10 protein-coding genes are annotated in these 20,315 nt (G+C 72.2%); 8 read left to right on the forward strand and 2 right to left on the reverse strand.

Features of this window, described 5'->3' with window-relative positions; translation table 11 throughout:
• Positions 1-12 precede the first annotated feature (12 nt).
• The 4 genes from N7925_RS10130 to N7925_RS10145 all read left to right on the forward strand — a co-directional run bounded on the left by N7925_RS10130 (position 13) and on the right by N7925_RS10145 (position 12,278).
• The gene (locus N7925_RS10130; protein WP_274343670.1) at positions 13-7,122 is read left to right on the forward strand and encodes a DEAD/DEAH box helicase; all 7,110 of its coding nucleotides are present in this window, start codon (positions 13-15) and stop codon (positions 7,120-7,122) included.
• Entirely contained in the window at positions 7,119-9,533 is a 2,415-nt protein-coding gene (locus N7925_RS10135; RefSeq protein WP_274343671.1) for a UvrD-helicase domain-containing protein, read from the forward strand. The genes N7925_RS10130 and N7925_RS10135 overlap by 4 nt, the downstream gene beginning before the upstream one ends.
• Before the next feature lie 314 nt (positions 9,534-9,847).
• Entirely contained in the window at positions 9,848-10,474 is a 627-nt protein-coding gene (locus N7925_RS10140) for a hypothetical protein (RefSeq protein ID WP_274343672.1), read from the forward strand.
• Between the two features lie 130 nt (positions 10,475-10,604).
• Positions 10,605-12,278: a hypothetical protein gene (locus N7925_RS10145; protein WP_274343673.1), complete on the forward strand. Its 1,674-nt coding sequence runs from the start codon at positions 10,605-10,607 to the stop codon at positions 12,276-12,278.
• Here the strand turns inward: N7925_RS10145 and N7925_RS10150 are convergent.
• Both N7925_RS10150 and ku read right to left on the reverse strand, forming a co-directional pair.
• Positions 12,247-14,277 (reverse strand): serine/threonine-protein kinase, encoded by a 2,031-nt coding sequence (locus tag N7925_RS10150; RefSeq protein WP_274343674.1) that lies wholly within the window; start codon positions 14,275-14,277, stop codon positions 12,247-12,249. The genes N7925_RS10145 and N7925_RS10150 overlap by 32 nt on opposite strands.
• 213 nt (positions 14,278-14,490) lie before the next feature.
• Positions 14,491-15,669 carry a non-homologous end joining protein Ku gene (ku, locus tag N7925_RS10155; protein ID WP_274343675.1) on the reverse strand — a complete coding sequence of 393 codons (1,179 nt, stop codon included), beginning with the start codon at positions 15,667-15,669 and terminating at the stop codon, positions 14,491-14,493.
• A 78-nt stretch (positions 15,670-15,747) separates the two neighbouring features.
• On the opposite strand from ku, the gene ligD reads away from it, so the two are divergent.
• The 4 genes from ligD (at position 15,748) to N7925_RS10175 (ending at position 20,314) form a co-directional block, all read left to right on the forward strand.
• Complete coding sequence (ligD, locus tag N7925_RS10160) at positions 15,748-16,638, forward strand: non-homologous end-joining DNA ligase (protein ID WP_274343676.1); 891 nt, start codon at positions 15,748-15,750, stop codon at positions 16,636-16,638.
• A 223-nt stretch (positions 16,639-16,861) separates the two neighbouring features.
• Positions 16,862-19,048, forward strand: coding sequence for a HEAT repeat domain-containing protein (locus tag N7925_RS10165; RefSeq protein WP_274343677.1), 2,187 nt, complete (start codon positions 16,862-16,864; stop codon positions 19,046-19,048).
• Positions 19,045-19,362 (forward strand): zinc-ribbon domain-containing protein, encoded by a 318-nt coding sequence (locus N7925_RS10170; RefSeq protein ID WP_265599346.1) that lies wholly within the window; start codon positions 19,045-19,047, stop codon positions 19,360-19,362. The genes N7925_RS10165 and N7925_RS10170 overlap by 4 nt, the downstream gene beginning before the upstream one ends.
• Before the next feature lie 226 nt (positions 19,363-19,588).
• A complete protein-coding gene (locus N7925_RS10175) occupies positions 19,589-20,314 on the forward strand; it encodes a hypothetical protein (protein ID WP_274343678.1) in 726 nt (241 codons plus the stop codon).
• Position 20,315: the final 1 nt, after the last annotated feature.

Genomic DNA, 20,315 nt, shown 5'->3' on the forward strand with positions numbered 1-20,315 from the left:
GCCGGGGGCGCCATGAGACCCACACTCGCCGCGCAGGCGCTGCGCGACACCACGGTCGAGTATCTGACCACCACCTTCGCGCTGGCCGAGCCCGCCACCCAGGCAGCGCTGACCGATTTCCTCACCGACCCGGCCGACGGGCTGTTCCGCGGGCCGTACCACCGGATCCGGCGGCCGTTCCGGGGTGCCGAGGACGGCTGGCAGCGCCACCTCGACTGGTACAAGGACGATTTCAGGCCGTACGCGCACCAGGCCGAGGCCTTCGCCCGTCTGACCACCAAGGACGGGCACGTCCCCCAGCCCACACTCGTCACCACCGGTACGGGCTCCGGCAAGACGGAATCGTTCCTCGTCCCGGTCATCGACCACTGCCGCCGCGCCAAGTCTGCCGGCAAGCACGGGATCAAGGCCGTGCTGCTCTACCCGATGAACGCACTCGCCGGAGACCAGGCCGACCGCATCGGCAAGCTGCTGGAGGACGTCCGGCTCGAAGACGTCACCGCCGGGCTCTTCATCGGTGAGGCGAGTTCCACGAAGAACGGCTCCCCTTACGGGCGGGTCGCGGTGGACCGGGCCGAGATCCGGCGGAATCCGCCGGACATCCTGATCACGAACTACAAGATGCTGGACCTGCTGCTCCAGCGGCAGCAGGACGCCCCCCTGTGGGCCGACGCGGATCTCGCGTACATCGTGATCGACGAGTTCCACACCTACGACGGCGCCCAGGGAACCGACGTCGCCATGCTGCTGCGACGGCTCGGCGCGGTTGTCGGGGCCGCTGAGGAAGGCCGACCGCTGGGCTCGATCTGCCCGGTGGCCACCTCGGCAACCCTCGGCGAGTCGCCCGTGCGCGACCGGCAGGACCAAGGCGGGGCGGGCGGTTCCCGCGCCATGCTCGACGTGGCCTCGCAGGTGTTCGGCGTGCGGTTCCCCGACGACGCGGTGATCGGGGAGGACCGGCGGGATCTGAACTCCTTCCTCTCCCCCGTCGACCTGTCCCTGCCGTTGCCCTCCCCCGACGACCTCATGGAGCTGCCCGATCCGCCCGCCGGCGCCGGCGGGCTCGACGAGGTTTCCCGTCTGGTGCTCGGCTGTGACACTTCCGACGCCCGTGAGATGGGGCGCCGCCTCCTCGCGCACGCGCTCACCCACGATCTGCTGACCGCCGACGTCGACCAGCCGCTCACGGCCGAGGAGATCCTGGCGGCCTTTCCCACCAGCTCTGCGTGGCGGGTGACAGCGGCGCAGGATCCGGAGACCGCTGCCGAGGCACTGGCCCGGTTCATCGCGCTGATCTCCGTGGCGCGTGCCCCCGACGCACCCGACGATCAGGAGCGGCCCCTGCTGCTCGTCGAGACGCACCTGTGGGTGCGCTCGCTCTCCCGTGTCCTGCGGTCCGTCGCACCGGAGCCCGTCTTCTCCTGGACGGACGCCGACCAGGCCGCCAACGCCGCCGTCGCCTCCGCCGCGAAGGCGGACCGGCGTCGAGCCGTGGCACGGGCCGGACGGCTGCCGTCCACGTACTGTCGGCACTGCGGACGGTCCGGCTGGAGCGCCATCAGCCCCGAGCGGAACCCGGGCGCGCTCGTCTCCTCGCCCGACGACATCTACCGCCTCAGCGTGGGCGGCGGCACCGGCAAGGCCCGGGTCCGGGCGCTCATCGCGGCGACTCCCGCCGAGGCGGCGCAGCAGGCCCGACGAGCGCTCGGCCGGAGCATGCGGCGCGGAAAGCGTGCGGCGGTCCGTGAGGCGAGCGTGCTGGTCCTGGAGGACAACGGGGAAGCGTTGCGCCCGGTCGACCCCGACGAGGTGCTCCGGGCCGACGGCTCCATTGCCAGGACCCCGGAGAACGGGGTGTTCGTCAAGGCGTGGTACGACAACGCCGACCGTGACGAGTACGCGAAGCAGGACCGCTGTCCGGCCTGCGGGCAGGCGGAAGGCATCCGCTTTCTCGGTGCCGGTGTGGCCCCGCTCGCTTCGGTAGCCGTCACCCAGTTGTTCACCGGCGGGGAGCTGCCCAAGGAGGACGACGAGGGCAACGACCGGCGCAAGACGTTGATCTTCAACGACTCCGTGCAGGACGCGGCCCACCGGGCCGGGTTCGTCGCGTCGCGGGCCTGGAAGTTCTCGCTGAGGTCGCTCGTCCAGGAGCAGTTGGTGAAGCGTGCGGCGGAGGACCCGGACTTCGCCTCCGAAGGCGTACCACTCAATGAGCTGATCGCTTCACTGGTGACACGGGCGTCCGTGGACAAGGAGAAGCTGCTGGCCTCGGTCGTGCCGCCCGACCTGCACGACGTGGACCGGGTGAAGCGGCTCCTCGCGGGCAAGAAGCGGCTGCCCGGGGGGACGTGGGATCTGGTCGGTGAGCGGCTGGCGTTCAACACCCTGCTGGAGTTCGGGCTGAACTCGCGGATGGGTCGGACACTGGAACTCACCCGCACGGTGGCGGCCGAGGTGTATCTGCCGGATCCGGAGCGCGCGGCGCAGCTCGCCGAAGGACTGTACAAGGAGCACCTGCGGCGGCAGCTGCCCGTGGACCCCGAGGAGGCCCCGGAGGATGAGGAGGTAGCCGGAGAATCCGAGCGGCCCGGCCTTTCCGCCGACGGATCCGAGCCAGCCGTGTTGCCCGCCCCCGGGCCGGAGCGGCTGCGCCGCTTCGAGGGGTTCGTGCGTGGGCTCCTGGAGCATGTGCGGATCAGTGGCGGTATCCGGCACCTGTGGCTGGACAAGTTCATCGACGCCGAGGGGCGCAGCCGGTTCACGATCTGGGGTGGGCGTCCGGAGGGCATGCAGGCCTTCGGGTGGAACACGAACGCGCCGGCCTTTGTCCTGGTCGGGTCTCGGCCGGGCAGGACGGACTTCGAGCGGGTCGACACCAGAGAAAGCTGGTACGCCGACTTCGCCGAGCGCTGCCTCGGCATGGACCGTTCCCTCGCCGCCGGTTACCTGGCGGAGCTGCTGCCGCGCCTCGCGGACCCCTCGGTCGGCGCGCTGGCCCGCCGGCGTACCGAGGAGGGCAGGGCGGGCGGCAACAGCCAGGACCACGGGGTCTACGGGCTCACGCCCGGCCACGTCCGGGTGCGGCCGCTGACCGACGAGCAGACGGCTCACGCGGCACTGGCCTGTCAGGAGTGCGGCTGGACGCAGACCGTGCCGCCGGAGCGGGTGAGGGTATGGGAGGACCTGCCCTGTCCGCTCAAGGGCTGCACCGGCCTGCTGGCCGTGCCCCCCGCGCAGGCGCCCGGCCGGGCCGGGCGCGACTTCCGGTCGGACTACTACCGGCGGCTGTACCGGGAGGCGGGACCGTACAGCGTGGTCGCCGCCGAGCACACCGGTGTGCTCGGCCGCAAGGAGCGCGAGGAGGTCGAGAAGGGCTTCCGGCAGGGTGTCCGGCACACCGACCCGAACGTTCTCTCCTGCACGCCCACCCTGGAGCTGGGCATCGACATCGGCCAGTTGGAGGCCGTGGTCCTCGCCTCGCTGCCGCCGAGCACCGCCGGATACGTCCAGCGGGTCGGCCGGGCCGGCCGTTCGACGGGCAACGCGCTCATGGTTTCGCTGGCCGACACCAGCCCGCGCGCCCTCTACCACCTGGCCGAGCCCCGGCAGCTGATCGCGGGGCGCATTCTGCCCCCCGGCTGTTTCCTGTCGGCGGGTGAGCTGCTGCGCCGCCAGTACGTCGCCCACCTCATCGACCTGGCCGCACGCGGGCGCCTGGAGGGTGTGATCCCGCTGCCCGACCGGGTGACCGCCCTGTTCGGGCGGGTCGGCTGGCTGCACCGGTTCTCCCAGGCGGTGACGGGCCGCCGGGACCTGGTCGAGGACTTCCTGAAGCTGTTCCCCGAGATCGACGGCGTGCCGGACTCGGGGGTCTCCCGGGATACCCGAGGCTCGCTCCATCGCTTCGCGGCGGGGAAGTTGGCCCAGACCCTGTTGGACGCCGAGCAGGCATGGGAGGCCGAACGGGCCGAACTCGTGGACCGCCGCGCCTTCATCAACGAGGCTGCGGACGCGCTGCACGAGAACGTGGAGGACGAGGCCCGGGAGAAGCGGAACCTCGCCCGGGAGGCGATGTCCGTCGGGAAGCAGCTCCAGGAGTTCGCGCAGGCCGGAGCCCAGGCGTTCCTGGTCGAATGGGGCCTGCTGCCAAACTACAGCCTGGTGGAGGACGGTGTACGCCTTGAGGCCGCGCTGACCCGCAAGGAGCCGCCCCGGCGCGCACGGGGCTCCGCCGCCACGGACAAACCACCCGCCTCGCAGTGGCGCACAGAGACCCGGACGTACACACGGCCCTCCGAGTCGGCGCTCACCGAGCTCGCCCCCGGGAACTCCTACTACGTCCTCGGCTACCACCACAAGATCGACGGCTTCGATCTCGGCCCCCGCCCCAAGGGGGACGAGGAGGACCCTCGTTCGGCCGTGGTCGCCTGGCGGGTCTGCCGGGAGTGCGGACACGTCCGCACGAAGAACGCCGAGGCCGACACCTCGCCCTGCCCCCGCTGCGCCGGACCCGGCATCGGCGGCCGGGCCGCACTGCACCACGTGATCGTCCCGCACAAGGTCACCTCCCGGGACAAGCGGGACGACGCCCGGATCATCGACGACCACGACTCGCGCAACCAGCGGTACTACTCCACGGCCACGGCCGTGGACATCGACCTGGCCGCGATCAAGGAGAGCTGGCGGCACTCGGGGGCCACCTTCGGCGTCGACCACGTGCGCGAGGCGTTCATCCGGAGATTCAACCTCGGCCCCGCCAGGCTGAGCCGCCGCCCGGACACGTATTTCGCCGGCACCGAGGTCACCATCACGCCCTTCGTGCTCTGTCCGCTGTGCGGCGGCGCGACCGATCGCGAGCCCGGACACGCCCCCGTACAGGAGGAGCTGTCCGAATCCCTCGCATCACGGCCCGAGTTGGCCCACCACCGCCCGTGGTGTCCCACACGGCGCCGTGGCCGGGCCGTGCAGGCCCAGGACCGACGGGTGATCACCGCCACCGAGCACCGCACCGAGGCGCTGCGCATCCTGCTGCCCGCCGCGACCCTGCATGTGCCGGAGCGGCTGGCCTCGTTCTCCGCAGCCCTGCACCTGGGGCTCGCGTTGCGTTACGGCGGTGACCCGGCCCACATCCGGTCCACCCCGAGCACCGAACCAGACCGCGAAAGCGGACTGACCCGCAACTACCTGGTGCTCTACGACTCGCTGCCCGGTGGGACGGGGTATCTCCAGCGGCTCGTCGAGGGGGTGGGCGAGGAGTTCCGGGCGGTCCTGGCCGCTGCCCAGGAGTACCTGCGCGACTGCCCGTGCCAGGACGGGTCCCGGCGTGCGTGCCACCTGTGTCTGTTGGGGTACGCGAAGGAGCGCGAGTACGCGCTCCTCGACCGCCGTGAGGCCTTGTGGATGCTCGACGACGTGCTCGGTGAGGACGGTCGCAGCCGGTGGCACGTCAAGCCCGTCGGCAAGGACCGGGCGGGCCGCGCGGAGGCCGAGGACGAGGACCGGAGGCGCTTCGCCCGGCAGGCCCAGAGCGACCTGGAGCGGCGCTTCATCGACTGCCTCGACCGCTGGCTCACCGATCCCGCCAACCAAGCCGACGTGGAGCATGAGCAGACCCCGACCGGCCGGCAGGGCAAGCAGTTCACGCTGCGCCGACGGGACGGGTCGCCGATCCGCTGGGAGTCCGTGGCGCAGAAGCCGCTGTACGCACAGGGCACAGTGCCGGATCTGCTGCTGCGCCCCGTAGCGGGTGAGACCACATCGGACGGCGCTCCGCCCATGCCGGTGGCCATCTACCTGGACGGCTACCGGTGGCACGCGTCCGCGGCAACGAACCGGATCGCGGGGGACGCCGCCAAGCGGGCCCGGCTGCGTGCCGACGGCACATTGGTCTGGCAGATCACGTGGGACGACGTCATGGCCTGGGAGAAGGAGCTGCGGGCCCGGGCCGGGCGCGGTGCGGCGGCGGACGGGGACGAGGCAGCGCAGGCGCTCACCCCCGCCCTGGCCGGACCGTCGGCACAGGCCGCGTGGCCGCCGTACGCCATCGAAGGTGATGCCACACCGGGTGGCCGGGCCCGGGCTCGCTGGGCGCAGCAGCGGCAGAATCCGGCCGAGATCGACCGATTGTTCGCCGGTGCCATCCCCGCTCTGCTCGGCTTCCTCGCAGACCCGGATCTCCGGCGCTGGAACGCGATGGCCCGGCTCTGTGTCGGCGGGCTGCTCCCGCTGGCGAAGCGGGAGGAGGTCGTCGACGCCTCCCCCGAAGCCGCTGTTCCGTGGATAGAAGCGGCCCTGCGGGGCGACACCCGGCCGTCGGTGAGCGGTCAGGGGCTGAAGCTCTATCCCGTTCGCGACGGCTCCGGTCTGTCCCTGGCGCTGATCGGCGACGCCCGGCTGAAGCCGCAAGGGCTGAGCGCGCTGGCCGTGCTCGACGACCGCTCCGAGGCCATCGCCGGTGACAGTGACGAGCACCGGCGGCGTTGGAAGGCCTGGCTGTGCTGGGGAAACATGATCCAGTTCCTGGATCCGACAGGGACCGGGCGTGCCGACGGGCTGCAACTCGCCCGCAGCGAGCTGGACTCGTTCGACGCGGGTCTGCTCGCGGCCACGGCTGTACGGGCGGGCGGACTTCTGACCGCCCTGCGTGAAGAGTTGCCGGGCACGGGGCTCGTGCTGAAGGATCAGGAGCGGGAAGGCCAGGATGCTGCTTCGGAGGTGGCCGCTGAGGGGACTCCGCGTGCCACGCCCGAAGCCGTCGGGGCGCACACAGCGCCCTCGGCGCTGGAGCGCACTGCCTGGGAACTCGTCCTACGCGAGCTGTCGTACGTGGGTGATCCGGCGATCGAGGCTCTCGCCAAGGCGCTCGCGGAGCGTGGGGACGTACGGGCCGCCGAGGCGGGCTGGGATGCCACCGGCGTCTCCCTCCCCCTCGAACTGGCATGGCCCGAACGTAAGTTGGCGGTGATCCTGGACGAGGACGCGGCCGACGACGTTTACATGGCCGAGTGTGTGGAGGCCGGATGGCAGGTCCGGGCCCCGGACGCCTGGGACGAGGAGGAGCTCGCCGCTCTGCTCGCCGACCGGCAGCGACACGCATCCGGAGAGGGAGGGGACCGGCGATGAGCAGCGGGGTAAGGACGCAGGTCGCGGTCACGCCGCAGGCCAACGAGGACATCCGGCGCCTCGATGCGGCCACGAAGAACGCAGTGGGCGACTTCGTCCGCCGGTTGCGGGCCGACCGGTCCAACCGGGCGCTGCGGCTCACCTTCCTGCGCGAGGCGGGCGGAAACGGGCGCCTGTTCCTCGCCGCGCTCGACGGCAGGCGCATGGGGTTGCTTCTCGAGACCGAAGAGAACCGGTTCAGTCTGCTGGCCATCCGGGTCGGACCGGCGGCGCGGGACGGACTCGCCCGCCTGACGGTGGAGATCAACGCGGTCTCGGGCGGTGTCGAGCTCGTCGATCAGAGCGAGGTCAGCGCCAATGTGGTGGCGATGCCCGACAGGCCGGTACTAGGTCCGGAGCCGGGCACCAGCCCGGAGGAGTCCCCGGTCGCCGACACGACCGCCACCCGCACCACTCCCTCGGCCGATGTGCAGGCCGCACCGACCGCCACTCCCACTCCGGTCGCGCTGCCAGTGCCTCTCTTCGCCCGCTACGGCGACGAGGAGCTGATCGAGCTCGGTGTCATCGCCTCCCTGCTTCCTGCGCTGCGACGGATCACCGACAGTCACCAACTGACGGCCGTGCTCGGCCACAACCTCCCTGGGCTCACCCGGGAGGTGCTGCTGGCGCTGCACGACGGCATGGAGCCGCGCGAGGTTCGCGCGTTCGTCACCGACCAGTGGCGGGCCGAGGAGAAGGTCGATCCGCAGGACTGGGCCCGGGCGGCGCGCCGCCCCGTCTCCCAGGTGAGTACGGAGGACGCGGCAGTCCTGGATGCCCTCGGGGACAGTTTCGACGCCTGGCGGCTCTTCCTCCACCCTGAGCAGTACCGGCTCGCCACCACGTCGTTCAAGGGATCAGCGAAGGTCACGGGTGGGCCGGGCACCGGCAAGACCGTCGTGGCACTCCATCGGGTCCGGCACCTCGTCGCCCGGTTGCCGTCGGGGCAGACCCGTCCCGTACTGCTGACCACGTACAACACGAACCTCGCCGCCGACCTGAGGGAGCGCCTGTACCAGCTCGGAGGTGACGCAGTCGCACGCCGGGTCGACGTCAAGTCCGTGGACCAGCTCGCCCGGGAAGTGGTCGAGCAACATCCGGGATCCGTGTTCGGTACGCCCATGGGCGACGAGGAGGCCATGGCGCTCTGGCACCGGGCGTGCGCGGAGGCAGGTGTTTTCGACTACGACGCCGACTTCCTCGACTCGGAGTTCAAGCACGTCATCCTTGCGCAGGGCTGCGGAACCGAACGGCTCTACCTCCGTGCCGAACGACGGGGCCGGGGCGTGCTGCAACGGGTGGATCGGAAGCGGGTGTGGGAGCTGGTGGAGACGTACCGCACTCTGCTGGACGGACCACCCCGGCGCACCACGTACGCGCTGATCGCCGACGAGGCAGCCCGAATCGAGGGGCGCCGTATGGCCAAGGCCGTCGAGCAGGCGCGGTACAAGGAGGAGCTCGGCGGCCTCGACCTCGTCCATCGTGAGGCCGGCAGCGGCATGTGGCTCAAGCCTCGCTATCGGCACGTCGTGGTGGACGAGGCCCAGGACCTGTCGGCCTCGCACTGGCGGATGCTGCGGGCGATGGTGGCCGCCGGACCGGACGACATCTTCCTGGTCGGCGACTCCCACCAGCGCATCTACGCGCACCAGGTCGTGCTGGGCAGACTCGGCATCAGTACCCCGGGCAGGGCCTCCCGGCGGCTGACCCTGAACTACCGCACGACACGGGAGATCCTGGGCAGCGCGCACGGCCTGGTGCACGGTGAGAGCTTCGACGATCTCGACGACGGGCGGGACACCCTGGACGGCTACCGGTCCGTACTGACCGGGCTGGCTCCTCAGTACTGGCGTGCCGCCGATTGGGAAACCGAGATGCGGGCCGTCGCCACGCTGCTCAAGGAGCGCCATGAGCGCCACGGCACTCCGTATGCGGCCATGGCCGTCAGCGTTCCCGACAGGGCCGCCGTCACACAACTCGCCTACACCCTGGCGTGCAAGCCGTTCCTGATCCCGGCGAGCGAGATCGGCAGGGAGGGGCCCCGCAATACCGACGCAGTGCACATCGGCACGATGCACCGGTTCAAGGGGCTGGAGTTCCAGCGAGTGTTCCTGGCGGGTGTCAGTGAAGGCATGGTGCCGCACCAACGCATCGAGGCCTTCCGTCTGAGCAGCCCCGACCGATACCGCCAGGAGGAACAGCGAGCCCGTTCCCTGCTCTTCGTGGCGGCCACGCGGGCACGAGACGAATTGGTGGTTACCTGGCACGGCAGAGCGAGCCGATACCTGCCCCGGCATGCCGACCGCGACGCCGGCCGTGCGGCATCCCTGCTGACGGACGACGGCCCTCCATCAGGCTCGAACGCGGCCTGACCCAGGGAATACAGCATGGCGTCCAAGCAGAGCAGACCGCCGCCAGGGGCTGCTCCTCGAGCGACGCGGCAACGGTGCGGCTGCCTCGACGGAACAACGGCGAGAAGCTGAGGATCACGTCGCAACTTCATTTGCGGAATGAGAAGTTGGCATCCATCAGGGGTACAGCGACTATGTTCGACGAAGAGTGGGCGGTGCCCAAGGCCAGCGCTCGGATAGGGTCCCGAACCAGCATCCTCCACCCGCAGCCGGACGAACCCGGGCGCGAGGGCGACCGGACGGATCAAGGTCGCGGGAAGCGGGATGATTCTTCGGTGGACACCTTCCGTGAGAATACTGCCGATGTGCGGCCCGTGCGTCGCCGTCGGGTGCCGGTCGCAGGCGTCGTCGCTCTCGTGCTCCTCGCCTGCGTCGCCGCCGCGATCGGCGTGTTCTCCTGGGTCGCCGACGAGGTGTCGTCGGACCTGACGGACCAGGAGATGACCTGCTGCTGGGAGGACGGAGCCACGCCCGCCTGGATGAGCGGCCAGCTGGGCATCCGCATTCCGGCAGGGGCGTCGGATCGGCGGGCGGGCTACAAGGTCGGACAGCGCTACGACACCGGTCTGCTCTCCTTCGTCCTGACGAGCGAGGAAGCGGAGACGTACACCGGCCGGCTCATCGAGAAGGACACGGTGATGGTCGAGAACTCCCACCCCGAGGAGAAGGGGTACCGCCCCGCGGCCGCCTTCGGCCGCCTCGGTCTTCCCGAGCCGGAGACGCTCGTGCAGGGGCTGCGGCGAACCAGCCTGTGCCCCGATGACCTCATGACCCCGGAGGGCACGTACCTCCAGCGCTGCGTCGACCTCTTCGCCCACGAGCTTGATGCGGGCACCACGCGGATCTATGTCCGGTCGACCATCGAACCATCCGTGACGCCTCCCGTGAGCAAGGCTTCGTAGGCCTGCCGGGCGGGCCGGGCCGGCCTTCGAGGTGACCGTACGGAAAGCACCGGCGGCCCTCGCGCGTGGAGCCGGACAGAACCGGGCAGAGTCAAAGTGACTTTTTCGGCTCGACGGTGGGGGGACCGTTATGGAGTCCGACGATGGGTACGGAACCGCGGGGCAGGAGCACGGGCAGGGGCAGGGAGCCGGCGGGGCCGGCTTCGGCGGACCTGTGCCACCGCCGCCGCCCTCCTACGCGCCGGCCGTCGGGCCGCCGCCGCCCGGCGCGCCCCTGCGGGCGGTCGGTGCGGCACTGCTCAATCTGACGGGACTCGGGCTCGGTTACGCCTTGTTGGGGCGCTGGGTGCGGGCCGCGGTGTGCTGGGCGGCCACGGCGGTGCTGCTGTGGGCGGCGCTGCCGGCCGATCCGGACGGGGTGCCCGGGGGTGTTCTCGTCGGGTATCTGCTCGTGCTGGTGCTCGCCGCCGCCGACGGGGCGCGGATCGCCCGGCGTTCGGCGCTGGGCGGGGCGTGGCGGCCCGTTCTGGCGGTCGGGCTCGGCGTGGTGTTGCTGGCCGTGCCGACGGGCGGGGCCGTGGTGTACGGCTCCGCGCGGGAGGAGGCGCGGGAGCAGATGCTGCTGGACCGGCTGGCGGCCGGGGACGAGCGGGTCGCGGCGGCTTCGCGGCAGCCGTTCGGCTCGGCGAAGGGCGAGTACGAGCGGGCGCTCGACGCCTATCGCGCGCTCGGTGAGGACCATCCCGGCTCCCGGGCCGCGAAGCTCGTCCCGGACCGCCTGAAGACGTACTACGACGCCGTCTCCGCCCCGTACACCGAGAAGCGGCTCTGTGAGGCCGTCGCGCCGTTGACCTATCTGCGGACGCTTCCCGACTCGGTGGACGAGAAGCTGCTGGGCGCGCTCGCCGCGTGGCCCGACGAACCGCTCGCCGTGTCGTTGTACGGGTGCGGTGTGTCGCGTCTGGGCGGGCCGGGCGGCGGCGGCACGGAGCTGGGAGAGCTGTTGCGCACGTTCCCCGATTCCGCCTCCGCGCGGCAGGTGGGGCCGGCGATCGGGAAGCGGATCGAGGAGCAGGTCGCGGCGGTGAAGGGGGCCGAGCCGTGTGCGGCCACCGAGGTGCTGCGGGGCCTCGGCGCCACCGCGTCCGGCCTCCCCGCCGAGGAGGTGAAGGCGCTGCGCGGTGACGCCGACAAGGGTGTCGTGGACGGGGTGTACGCCTGCGGGGTCGACCAGTTCGAGGACGGGAAGTTCGGCGACGCGCGCACGACGCTGACCGACTTCGCGCGGACGTACAAGAGCGACGGGCGGGTGCGGCAGGCGCGGAACATCGCCATAGCCGCGGAGATCGCCGACGATCGGCCGGCGGCGGGCAAGCGGCTGCCGCCGTCGAAGCGGCCCGGCGGCTCCCGGATGGAACTGGTCATCAGCAATGACGCGCCGAACGCGGTCGAGGTGCTCTACACCGGTCCGGTCACCGGCACCGTCACGCTGAAGGCCTGCGCCGGCTGTGAGCGGTACCGCGCCTCCGAGGGCTCGCGGCGGGCTTGCGGGGCGAGCGGCAGGAACTACCCGAAGGCCCGGCTTCAACTTCCGGCCGGTGAATACCACTTCCTCTACAAGCACGGCACGGGCGCGACCGCCCGGGTGGACAGCTACTCCTCCGGGACGAAGGTCCAGCCGGGCTACACCTACACCAGTTGCACGTACGTCATCGAGCGGAACCCGTTCGACCTGGACCTGCCGCAGCTTCCGGATCCGATCCAGCCGGCGCTCAGCCCTTGGGGCGCGGGCTCCTCTCGATGACCCGGCCGTCCAGCTCGGCGGTGAGGAAGGCGCCGCCGTGCGAGTCGGAGACGTAGACGCGCAGGACCGGGCGGTCGTCGTGGAAGGGCGAGGAGGGGTCCACGATCACGTAACGGCTCTCCGGCTCGTCGACGTTGAGCGTCTTCTCCGCCGTCTTCAGCAGGGCGGGGAGCGCGTCCCAGTCGACGGAGTTCAGGTCGATCGTCGTGGACCCGGACGGCAGGGTGCCGCCCATGTCGGCGTTCTTCGCCCGGCCGTCGCGGTAGCTGAAGCGGTCGTACAGCGCGGCGTTGGACTTCAGCGGCGCGTCGGCGGAGGCGTGCTCGGCGTAGAGGGTGAAGTCGGTGACCTTCGTCCCGCCCATGAGCGGCTTCATCGCCTTGATCGCCGCCCGTGCGCCGTCCGGGGTCAGCAGGTCCACGGTCTCCGGTGCCTTCTCCCCGGGGTCACCGGACCCGGCGGTGTCGTCGGACCCGGCGGTGTCACCGGACCCGGCGGTGTCGTCGGCCACCGCGTCCGGCGCCGGAGCGGAGACCTGTGGGGCGCTCGCCCGGTCGCGCGGGCGGTCGTCGTTGTCGGAGCCCTGGGAGGAGAACGGGTCGGCCGTCCACAGGATGGCGCCCGCGATCACCACGGCCGAGACGACGGACGACGCGGCGCTGATCCGCCAGGCCCGACGCTCGGTGCGGCGGCCGCGCTCGTGCGGCGCGCCGTAGGGATCGGTGGCGGGCCGCTGGTACGGGTCGCCGCCGGGTGTGGGGGTCGGCGCGGCGGCGGGGGTCGGCGCGGTGGCGGAAGTCGGGGAGCCGTAGCCCGTCGGGGCGCGATCCTCCGGGCCCGCGGGCGAGGAGGGCGGGGCGGAGGCACCGCCGGGCCGGGTGGCGGACCCGCCGGGCCGGGCGGACGACGGATCCTTCCGGTCGGACACGGGTGACGGGGGCGACACCGACCCGGACGCGGGTTCCGGCCGGGGCAGCGTCGTGGCGGCCGTCTGCGTGGGCGTGCTGTGCACGGACCCGGGGTGCGCGGACTCGGGGTGCGCGGGCCCGGGGTGCGCGGACGCGGGGTGCACGGACCCGGGGTGCACGGACCCGGGGTGCGCGGACGCGGGCCGCTCCCGTACGGGCTCCGTGGGTGTCGGGGCGGGGCTGCTCCCGCCCGTGCGCGCGGCCTCGGCCAGCAGGCGGTCGAGGGTCTCGGCGTCCGGGCGGGCCGGGATGTCCCTGGTGAGGAGCGCGTTGAGTACCGGGGTGAGGGATCCGGCCCGCGCCGGGGGCGGGATCTCCTCGTCGAGCACGGCGGCCAGCGTGGCCAGGGTGGTGGCCCGGCGCAGCGGATGGTGGCCCTCGACGGCCACGTACAGCATCATGCCGAGCGACCAGAGGTCGGAGGACGGGTCGCCCTCGGTGCCCCGGATCCGCTCGGGGGCTATGTAGTCGGGCGAGCCGATGAGGGCGCCCGTCATGGTGAGGCTGGTCGACTCGCGGATGGCGGCGATGCCGAAGTCCGTGAGGACGGGGCGGCCGTCGGGGCGCAGCAGCACGTTGGCGGGCTTGACGTCGCGGTGCTGGATGCCGGCGGCGTGGGCGGCGCGGAGGGCGGAGAGGATGCCGCGTCCCAGCTCGGCGGCCTCCGCGGGTTCCATGGGCCCGTGGGCGAGCCGGTCGTGCAGGGAGGAGCCGGCCACCAGCTCCATCACGATCCACGGGTAGCCGTCCTCGCCGGGATCGACGATGTGGTGGACGGTGACCACGTTCGGATGGTCGACCCGGGCCAGGGCACGGGCCTCGCGCAACACCCGGGCGCGCAGGGTGCGGGCGCCCTCGGGGTCGTACTCCGCAAGCGCCGGGTCAGGGGGCCGTACCTCCTTGAGGGCGACATCGCGGTGGAGCGCCTCGTCGCGGGCCCGCCAGACCATGCCCATGCCACCGCTGCCGAGCCGCTCCGCCAGCGTGAAGCGGCCGTCGATCACCCGTCCCGAGGGGGCCTCTGCGCTCATGGGCCGTAGCGTACGGGGGCCTTACGACAACGGGGCGGCGGGGCGGCGGGGCGGCAGGGCCGTACGGACTGCCGGGCGGCGACGGGCCATCGGCCGTGATCCGTTCGCGAGGCGACGTCGGGCCGCGTCGCTTCCGGACCGCGTCGTTCTCGGACCGCGTCGTTCTCGGGTCGCGTCGTTCTCGGGCCGCGTCCCCGTCAGGTCGCGTCCCCGTCAGGCCGAGGTGCGTTTGCGGGAGGACGCCGTCTTCTTCCCCGCCGGGCCGCCGCTCGACGACGTCCGCTTCTTCGCAGCGGGCTTCTTGGCATCGGACTTCTTCGCCGTGGGCTTCCTCGGGGTGGACTCCTTCGCCGTGGACTTCCTCGCCGTGGACTTCTTCGCGCCGGTGGACTTGGGAGCGGACTTCTTCGTCGTGGAGCTTCCGGAGCGGGTGACCGTCTTGCCGGTCGGGGTGCGGTGGGTGGTCTTCTGCGCGGCTTCGGTGGTCTTCTCCGCGGCTTCGGTGGCCTTCTGCGCGGTCTTCCCGGACGCCTTCGACGACGTCTTCTTGATGGGGTGGACGTCGGCCATGTCCCCACCGCTGCCGCCGTCGCCCGCGCCCTCACCCTCGTCGTGCTGGGATTTCCTGGCCGCCCGCACGCTGTTCTCCAGGGCCGCGATCAGGTCGATGACCTTGCCGCCGCCGGTGTCCTCGGGTTCGGCCGGGAGCACGCTCTCGCCGGATGCCTTCGCGGCGACGAGTTCCTCCACCGCCTCTCGGTAGTCGTCGTGGAGGCTGTCCATGTCGACCTCGCCGAGGGTGTTCATCAGGGTGTCCGCCAGGTCGAGTTCGGCGTCGCGGATCGTGACGTCGCCGTCCGGGGCCGCGTCCTGCGGGGGGCGGATCTCGTCGGGCCACAGGAGGCCGTGCATGGCGATCACGTCGTCCACGACGCGGAGCATGCCGAGCCGTTCGCGGCCGCGCAGGGCGTACTTGGCGACGGCGACCCTGTTGCTGTGCTTGAGGGCCTCGCGGAGCAGGGTGTACGGCTTGGCGGCCGGGACTCCGTTGGCGGAGAGGTAGTACGCCGCGTCCATCTGGAGGGGGTCGATCCGGTCGGCGGGCACGAAGGCGACGATCTCGATCGTCTTCGCCGTCGGCAGCGGGAGCTGGGCGAGATCCTCGTCGGTGATCGGGATCATCGTGCCGTCGGTGTCCTCGTACGCCTTGCCTATCTCGCCGCCGGAGACCTCCTCCTCGTCCAGTTCACAGACCTTGCGGTACCGGATCCGGCCACCGTCGGCGAGGTGGATCTGCCGGAAGCTGATCGAGTGGTTCTCGGTGGCGTTGATCAGTTTGATCGGGATGCTGACCAGCCCGAAGGAGATCGCACCGTTCCATATGGACCTCACCGTTCACCCCTTGCCGACCGTTGAGCACTCTTGAGGCTTTGGAGACGCTTCGTTGCTATTTCGTGTGATTCTTATCGTATGACGCCGATCACCGAGGTGGAGGGGCGACGGGTCTCGCTCAGCAATCTCGACAAGGTCCTGTATCCGGCCACCGGGACGACCAAGGGAGAGGTGCTGCACTACTACGCGGCCACCGCGGGCAGCGTGATCCTGCCCCATCTGCGCGATCGCCCCGTGTCCTTCCTGCGCTACCCGGACGGGCCGGACGGCCAGGTCTTCTTCACCAAGAATCCGCCGCCCGGTACGCCCGCCTGGGTGGGGACCACCGCCGTTCCCCGGAGCGAGGACCCGGGTGCCCGGCAGGTGGTCGTGCGGGATCTGGCCTCCCTGATGTGGGCGGCCAACCTGGTGGTGGAGTTCCACACCCCGCAGTGGCGTGAGGACGCGCCGGAGATCGCCGACCGGATGGTCTTCGACCTGGACCCCGGCTCGCCCGCGACCGTCGTGGAGTGCTGCACGGTGGCGCTCTGGTTGCGGGAGCGCCTCGCGGCCGACGGGCTGACCGCGTACGGGAAGACGTCCGGGTCCAAGGGGATGCATCTGCTGGTCCCGCTGGAGCCGACCCCGTCCGGCGAGGTGTCCGCGTACGCGAAGCGGCTCGCCGTGGAGGCGGAGGCGGCCCTGCCGGGGCTGGCCCTGCACCGGATGAAGCGCGCCCTGCGGCCGGGCAAGGTCTTCGTCGACTTCAGCCAGAACGCCGCGGCCAAGACGACGGCCACGCCCTACACCCTGCGCGCCCGGCCCGAACCCACCGTGTCGGCTCCGGTGACCTGGGACGAGATCGCCGAGTGCCGGGAGGCGGGCGCCCTGGTGTTCCGGGCCGGCGACCTGGCCGCCCGGCTGGACCGGCACGGCGATCTGCTCGCGCCCTTGAACGACCCGCGACAAGCGCGTCCGCTGCCCGCGTGACACACCCCCGGTTCACAGGAACCCACAGCCGTATCGTCTTGACCGGGTCATGACCTGGTTACGGCGCGAGGAAAGGCCACATGTGGCGGGTGGATTGTCGGGCCCGTGGTGCACACTCTGCGCAGGCGCTTTCTCCAGGGCGCGCCGGGAGGGGTGTGACGGACAGGGCGCGCCACGGGGCGCGCCGGTCCGGGCGCTGTCGTGATCGTGGGGAGGGGATGGCGTGTTCTCGGGGATCGACGAGGTCGACTGGGCCTCGATGGAGCATGCCTACGGGCCTGCCGACGACGTGCCGGAGCTCCTGCGGGGGCTCGCGTCCGAGGATCCGGCGGAGCGCGAGGCGGCGCTCGACGGCATGTACGGCGCGGTGCACCACCAGGGCGATGTGTACGCGTGCACGCTCGCTTGCATCCCGTTCCTGTTCGAGCTGGCCCTGGACCCGGGGGTGCAGGACCGCGGCAGCGTGGTCGAGCTGCTCACCAGCATCGGCGGCTTCGACCTCGACGAGGACGACGAGGCGGAGATCGACGAGGATGAGGTCGAGGGCGTAGCGAACTACGCGATGGCGGCGGCGGCGGTCACCGCGGGCGCCGGGGTGTTCTTCGAGCTGATCGCCGACGAGGACCCCGGGGTGCGGCTCGCGGCCCCTCTGGCGCTCGCCACGCTGCACCGGCACCCCGTGCAGGTGCTCGCGCTGCTGCGGGAACGGCTGCCGATGGAACCCGACGAGGAGGTGCGGCTCGCTCTCGTGGAGGCGGCCGGGCGGGTCGCGCTGCGGCACCGGCCGCTGGCGGGACGGGTCGCCCAGTGGCTGGGCCGGCTGGCGTCGCGGGCCCACTCCCCGGGGCTGCGGCTCGCGGCCCTGGCCCAGCTGGCGCGCTGTTCGCCCGAGGGGCTGCCCGGTGATGTGGTGCCGGTGGTCTCGGGGCTGCTGCGTGAGATGCGTTCCCCGATGGAGGGGGACGCGGCTCAGGGGGACGGACCGGATCCCGACCGGGACCCGGACGCGGAGCCGGTGGACCCGGACGCCGAGCCGGTGGACGCGGAGCCGCTGGCCGCCGGGGAGACCTGCCGGGGCGAGCAGGTCGCGACGCCGACGCTCGTGGGGCAGTTGCGGTCGCTGTCCGCGCAGGAGAGCGCCGGGCGCGGCGCCCCCTGGGCCGCGGATCTGCTGCGCACCCTGCACGTCGGCCTCGACGACCGGGTGGGCGACCGCACGGCGCTGCTCGCCGACCAGTTGCGCAGCCCCGACCGCCGGCAGCGCATCGACGCCGTGCGGATGAGCGGCGGGCTGATACGGGCCTGGCGCGGCCCCTACGAGGAGCTGGTGGCGCTCGTCGGTGATCAGCTGTCCGACCCCGAGCCCCGGCTGGCGGAGGCCGCGTCCCATGTGCTGGAGGAGTTGTTCGGCCTCGCCGCGCCCGCCGCGGACGCCCTGGCCGCCCGGCTGGCCGACCGTCCCGGGGACTGGGTGAAGTCCTGGGCCAGTGGTCCGCCCGGGCTCGGCTCCACCGTGAAGGCCCTGGCCCGCCTCGGCGACGCCCGGGCGGTGCCCGCGCTCGCGGCGGCGCTGGAGCTGCCGCAGGTGGCGCACGACGTGGGGTTCGCGGTGGGCCATCTGGGGGCGGCGGCCCAGCCGCTCGCCGGGGCGCTGCGGAGCAGGCTCGCGGAGGTCGAGCTGGACGAGGGGGCCTACGACCGGGCGAGTCCGCTGCTGGCCGGGCTGACCGGGCTGCGGGCGGGCGAGGCGACGCCCGAGGTGCTGCGGGTGCTGCGCGGGGCGCCGGAGTACCGGGGCGAGTGGCTGCGTACGGCGGCGCTGCGGGCGCTGGGTTCGTTCGGGCCGGCGGCGCGGGAGGCCGTCCCGGAGCTGCGGGCGCTGATCAGCCGGCCGGGGACGGCCTCCGCGACGGAGGCGGCCGAGGCGCTGTGGGCGATCTCCGGGGACGCCGAGGCGGTGCTGCCGGCGCTGATCGAGGGCCTCCAGTCGCACCAGGTGCACGAGCGGCGGGCGGCGGCGGTGGCGCTGGGGTCCCTCGGGCCGCGCGCCGCGGTGGTCGCGCCCCGGCTGCGCGGGCTGCTGGCGCACGAGGAGCTGTGGCTGCGGGTCGACGCGGCGATCGCGCTGTGGGAGGTGTCCGGCCGGTCGCAGGAGACCGTCGAGGCGTTGCTCGCCGGCTGGGAGCGGAGCCGTCATGTGCGGGTCCGGGTGGCAGAATGCGTAGCACGGATGGGGCCGGTCCCGGAGGGGTCGGCCGCAGCACACGTCCTGCGGAGCGAACTCGCCTCCGTACGCCGTCACAACGCGATGGACGGCGGGTACGGCAGTCATGACATCCACGAGGACGAGAAGCTCCTGGCACTGTGCCGACGGGCACTCCGGGGGACGGGGAAAGGAACCACGGCATGATCATTTTCGGTACCAAGGGCTACCTCCAGCAGCTGGCCATCCTGACGATGGTGTGTGGCTGGTGCGGCAATCCGGCGGCGCACACCCTGCGCAAGCGGGTCACGAAGTTCACGCTGTTCTTCGTGCCCCTGTTCCCGTTCTCGACGAAGTACGCTACGCAGTGCACGTTCTGCGGCGGGGAGCGGCAGATACCCCAGGAGGAGGCGGACCAGCTGCTCGCCCAGGCCGCGGCCGGGCAGGACGGCAACGCCCACGGCCAGGCCCCGCAGCAGCCCGGATTCACGCCTCCCGGGCAGAACCCGTACCAGCGCTGAGCCGCACCAGGAGAGAAACCGAACCGTACGGGCTTCGAGCCCGTACCGGCGATGGACCCGCGGCCCTCCTGACCGCTCCGGCCCCGTGGTCCCATGACCGCGGGGCCGCGTTCGTTGCACAGGGGTACGAAGTCGGCATTGCGCACGGTCGTCCGATTAGGGTGTGAGACCGCTGTGTCGTCCGTCGTCTACCGTCCGTCGTCCGTCGTCGAAGAGGAGGCGAGCCTTGCCCCCGCACCGCGCCCCGGCGGCGACCCGTACCTCCGCGTTCGCCCTCGCCGCGGTCACCCTGCTGTCCGGCTGCGGCGCGGCCGGCGGGCTGAAGAGCGCGGGGGACGCGCCGTCGGCCGTGGAGCCCAAGAGCCTCTGGCCGGAACTGCCGCCCGCCTCCGCCGCCCCGTACGACTACGGCGAGGGCGAGACCGCGCGCATCCCGGGGATCCGGGTGACCGGCGGCGATGTGCGGCGGCTGGACCCGGTGGCCGTGGCGCAGGCCGGGCTGAAGGCGAAGACGGACCGGGGCAGCGGTCTGGACGAGCTGCCGGACGGGACGGTCCGGCGGATCGAGGCGTGCCGGACCGCCCCGGACGACTGCCCGGTCCTCCCGCCGTACTACCGCGATCTGACCGGCGACGGCAGGGACGAACTGGTGCTCGGCATCCGGATGCCCGACCGGCAGCTCGCCGTGCGCGTCTACATGCCGGACGAGGGGCGGCTGACCCGGATCATGTCCACCTACGACGCCGTCATCAGCGTGGAGCTGGCGGGCCGGGACCTGATCATGCGGGCTCCCTCGGTGATCCCGGGGTACGAATACCGCACCGCGTGGTCCTGGGACGACCGGCAGCGCGCGATGCTGCCCACCCGGGACGAGATCCTGCGGACGCCCGAGCACCGGAAGGCCCCGAAGCCCACCCCGGAATCCTCCGCGCCCTCCGCGGGGACCCGATGAG

This window comes from Streptomyces sp. CA-278952 (assembly GCF_028747205.1).
Classification (GTDB): domain Bacteria; phylum Actinomycetota; class Actinomycetes; order Streptomycetales; family Streptomycetaceae; genus Streptomyces.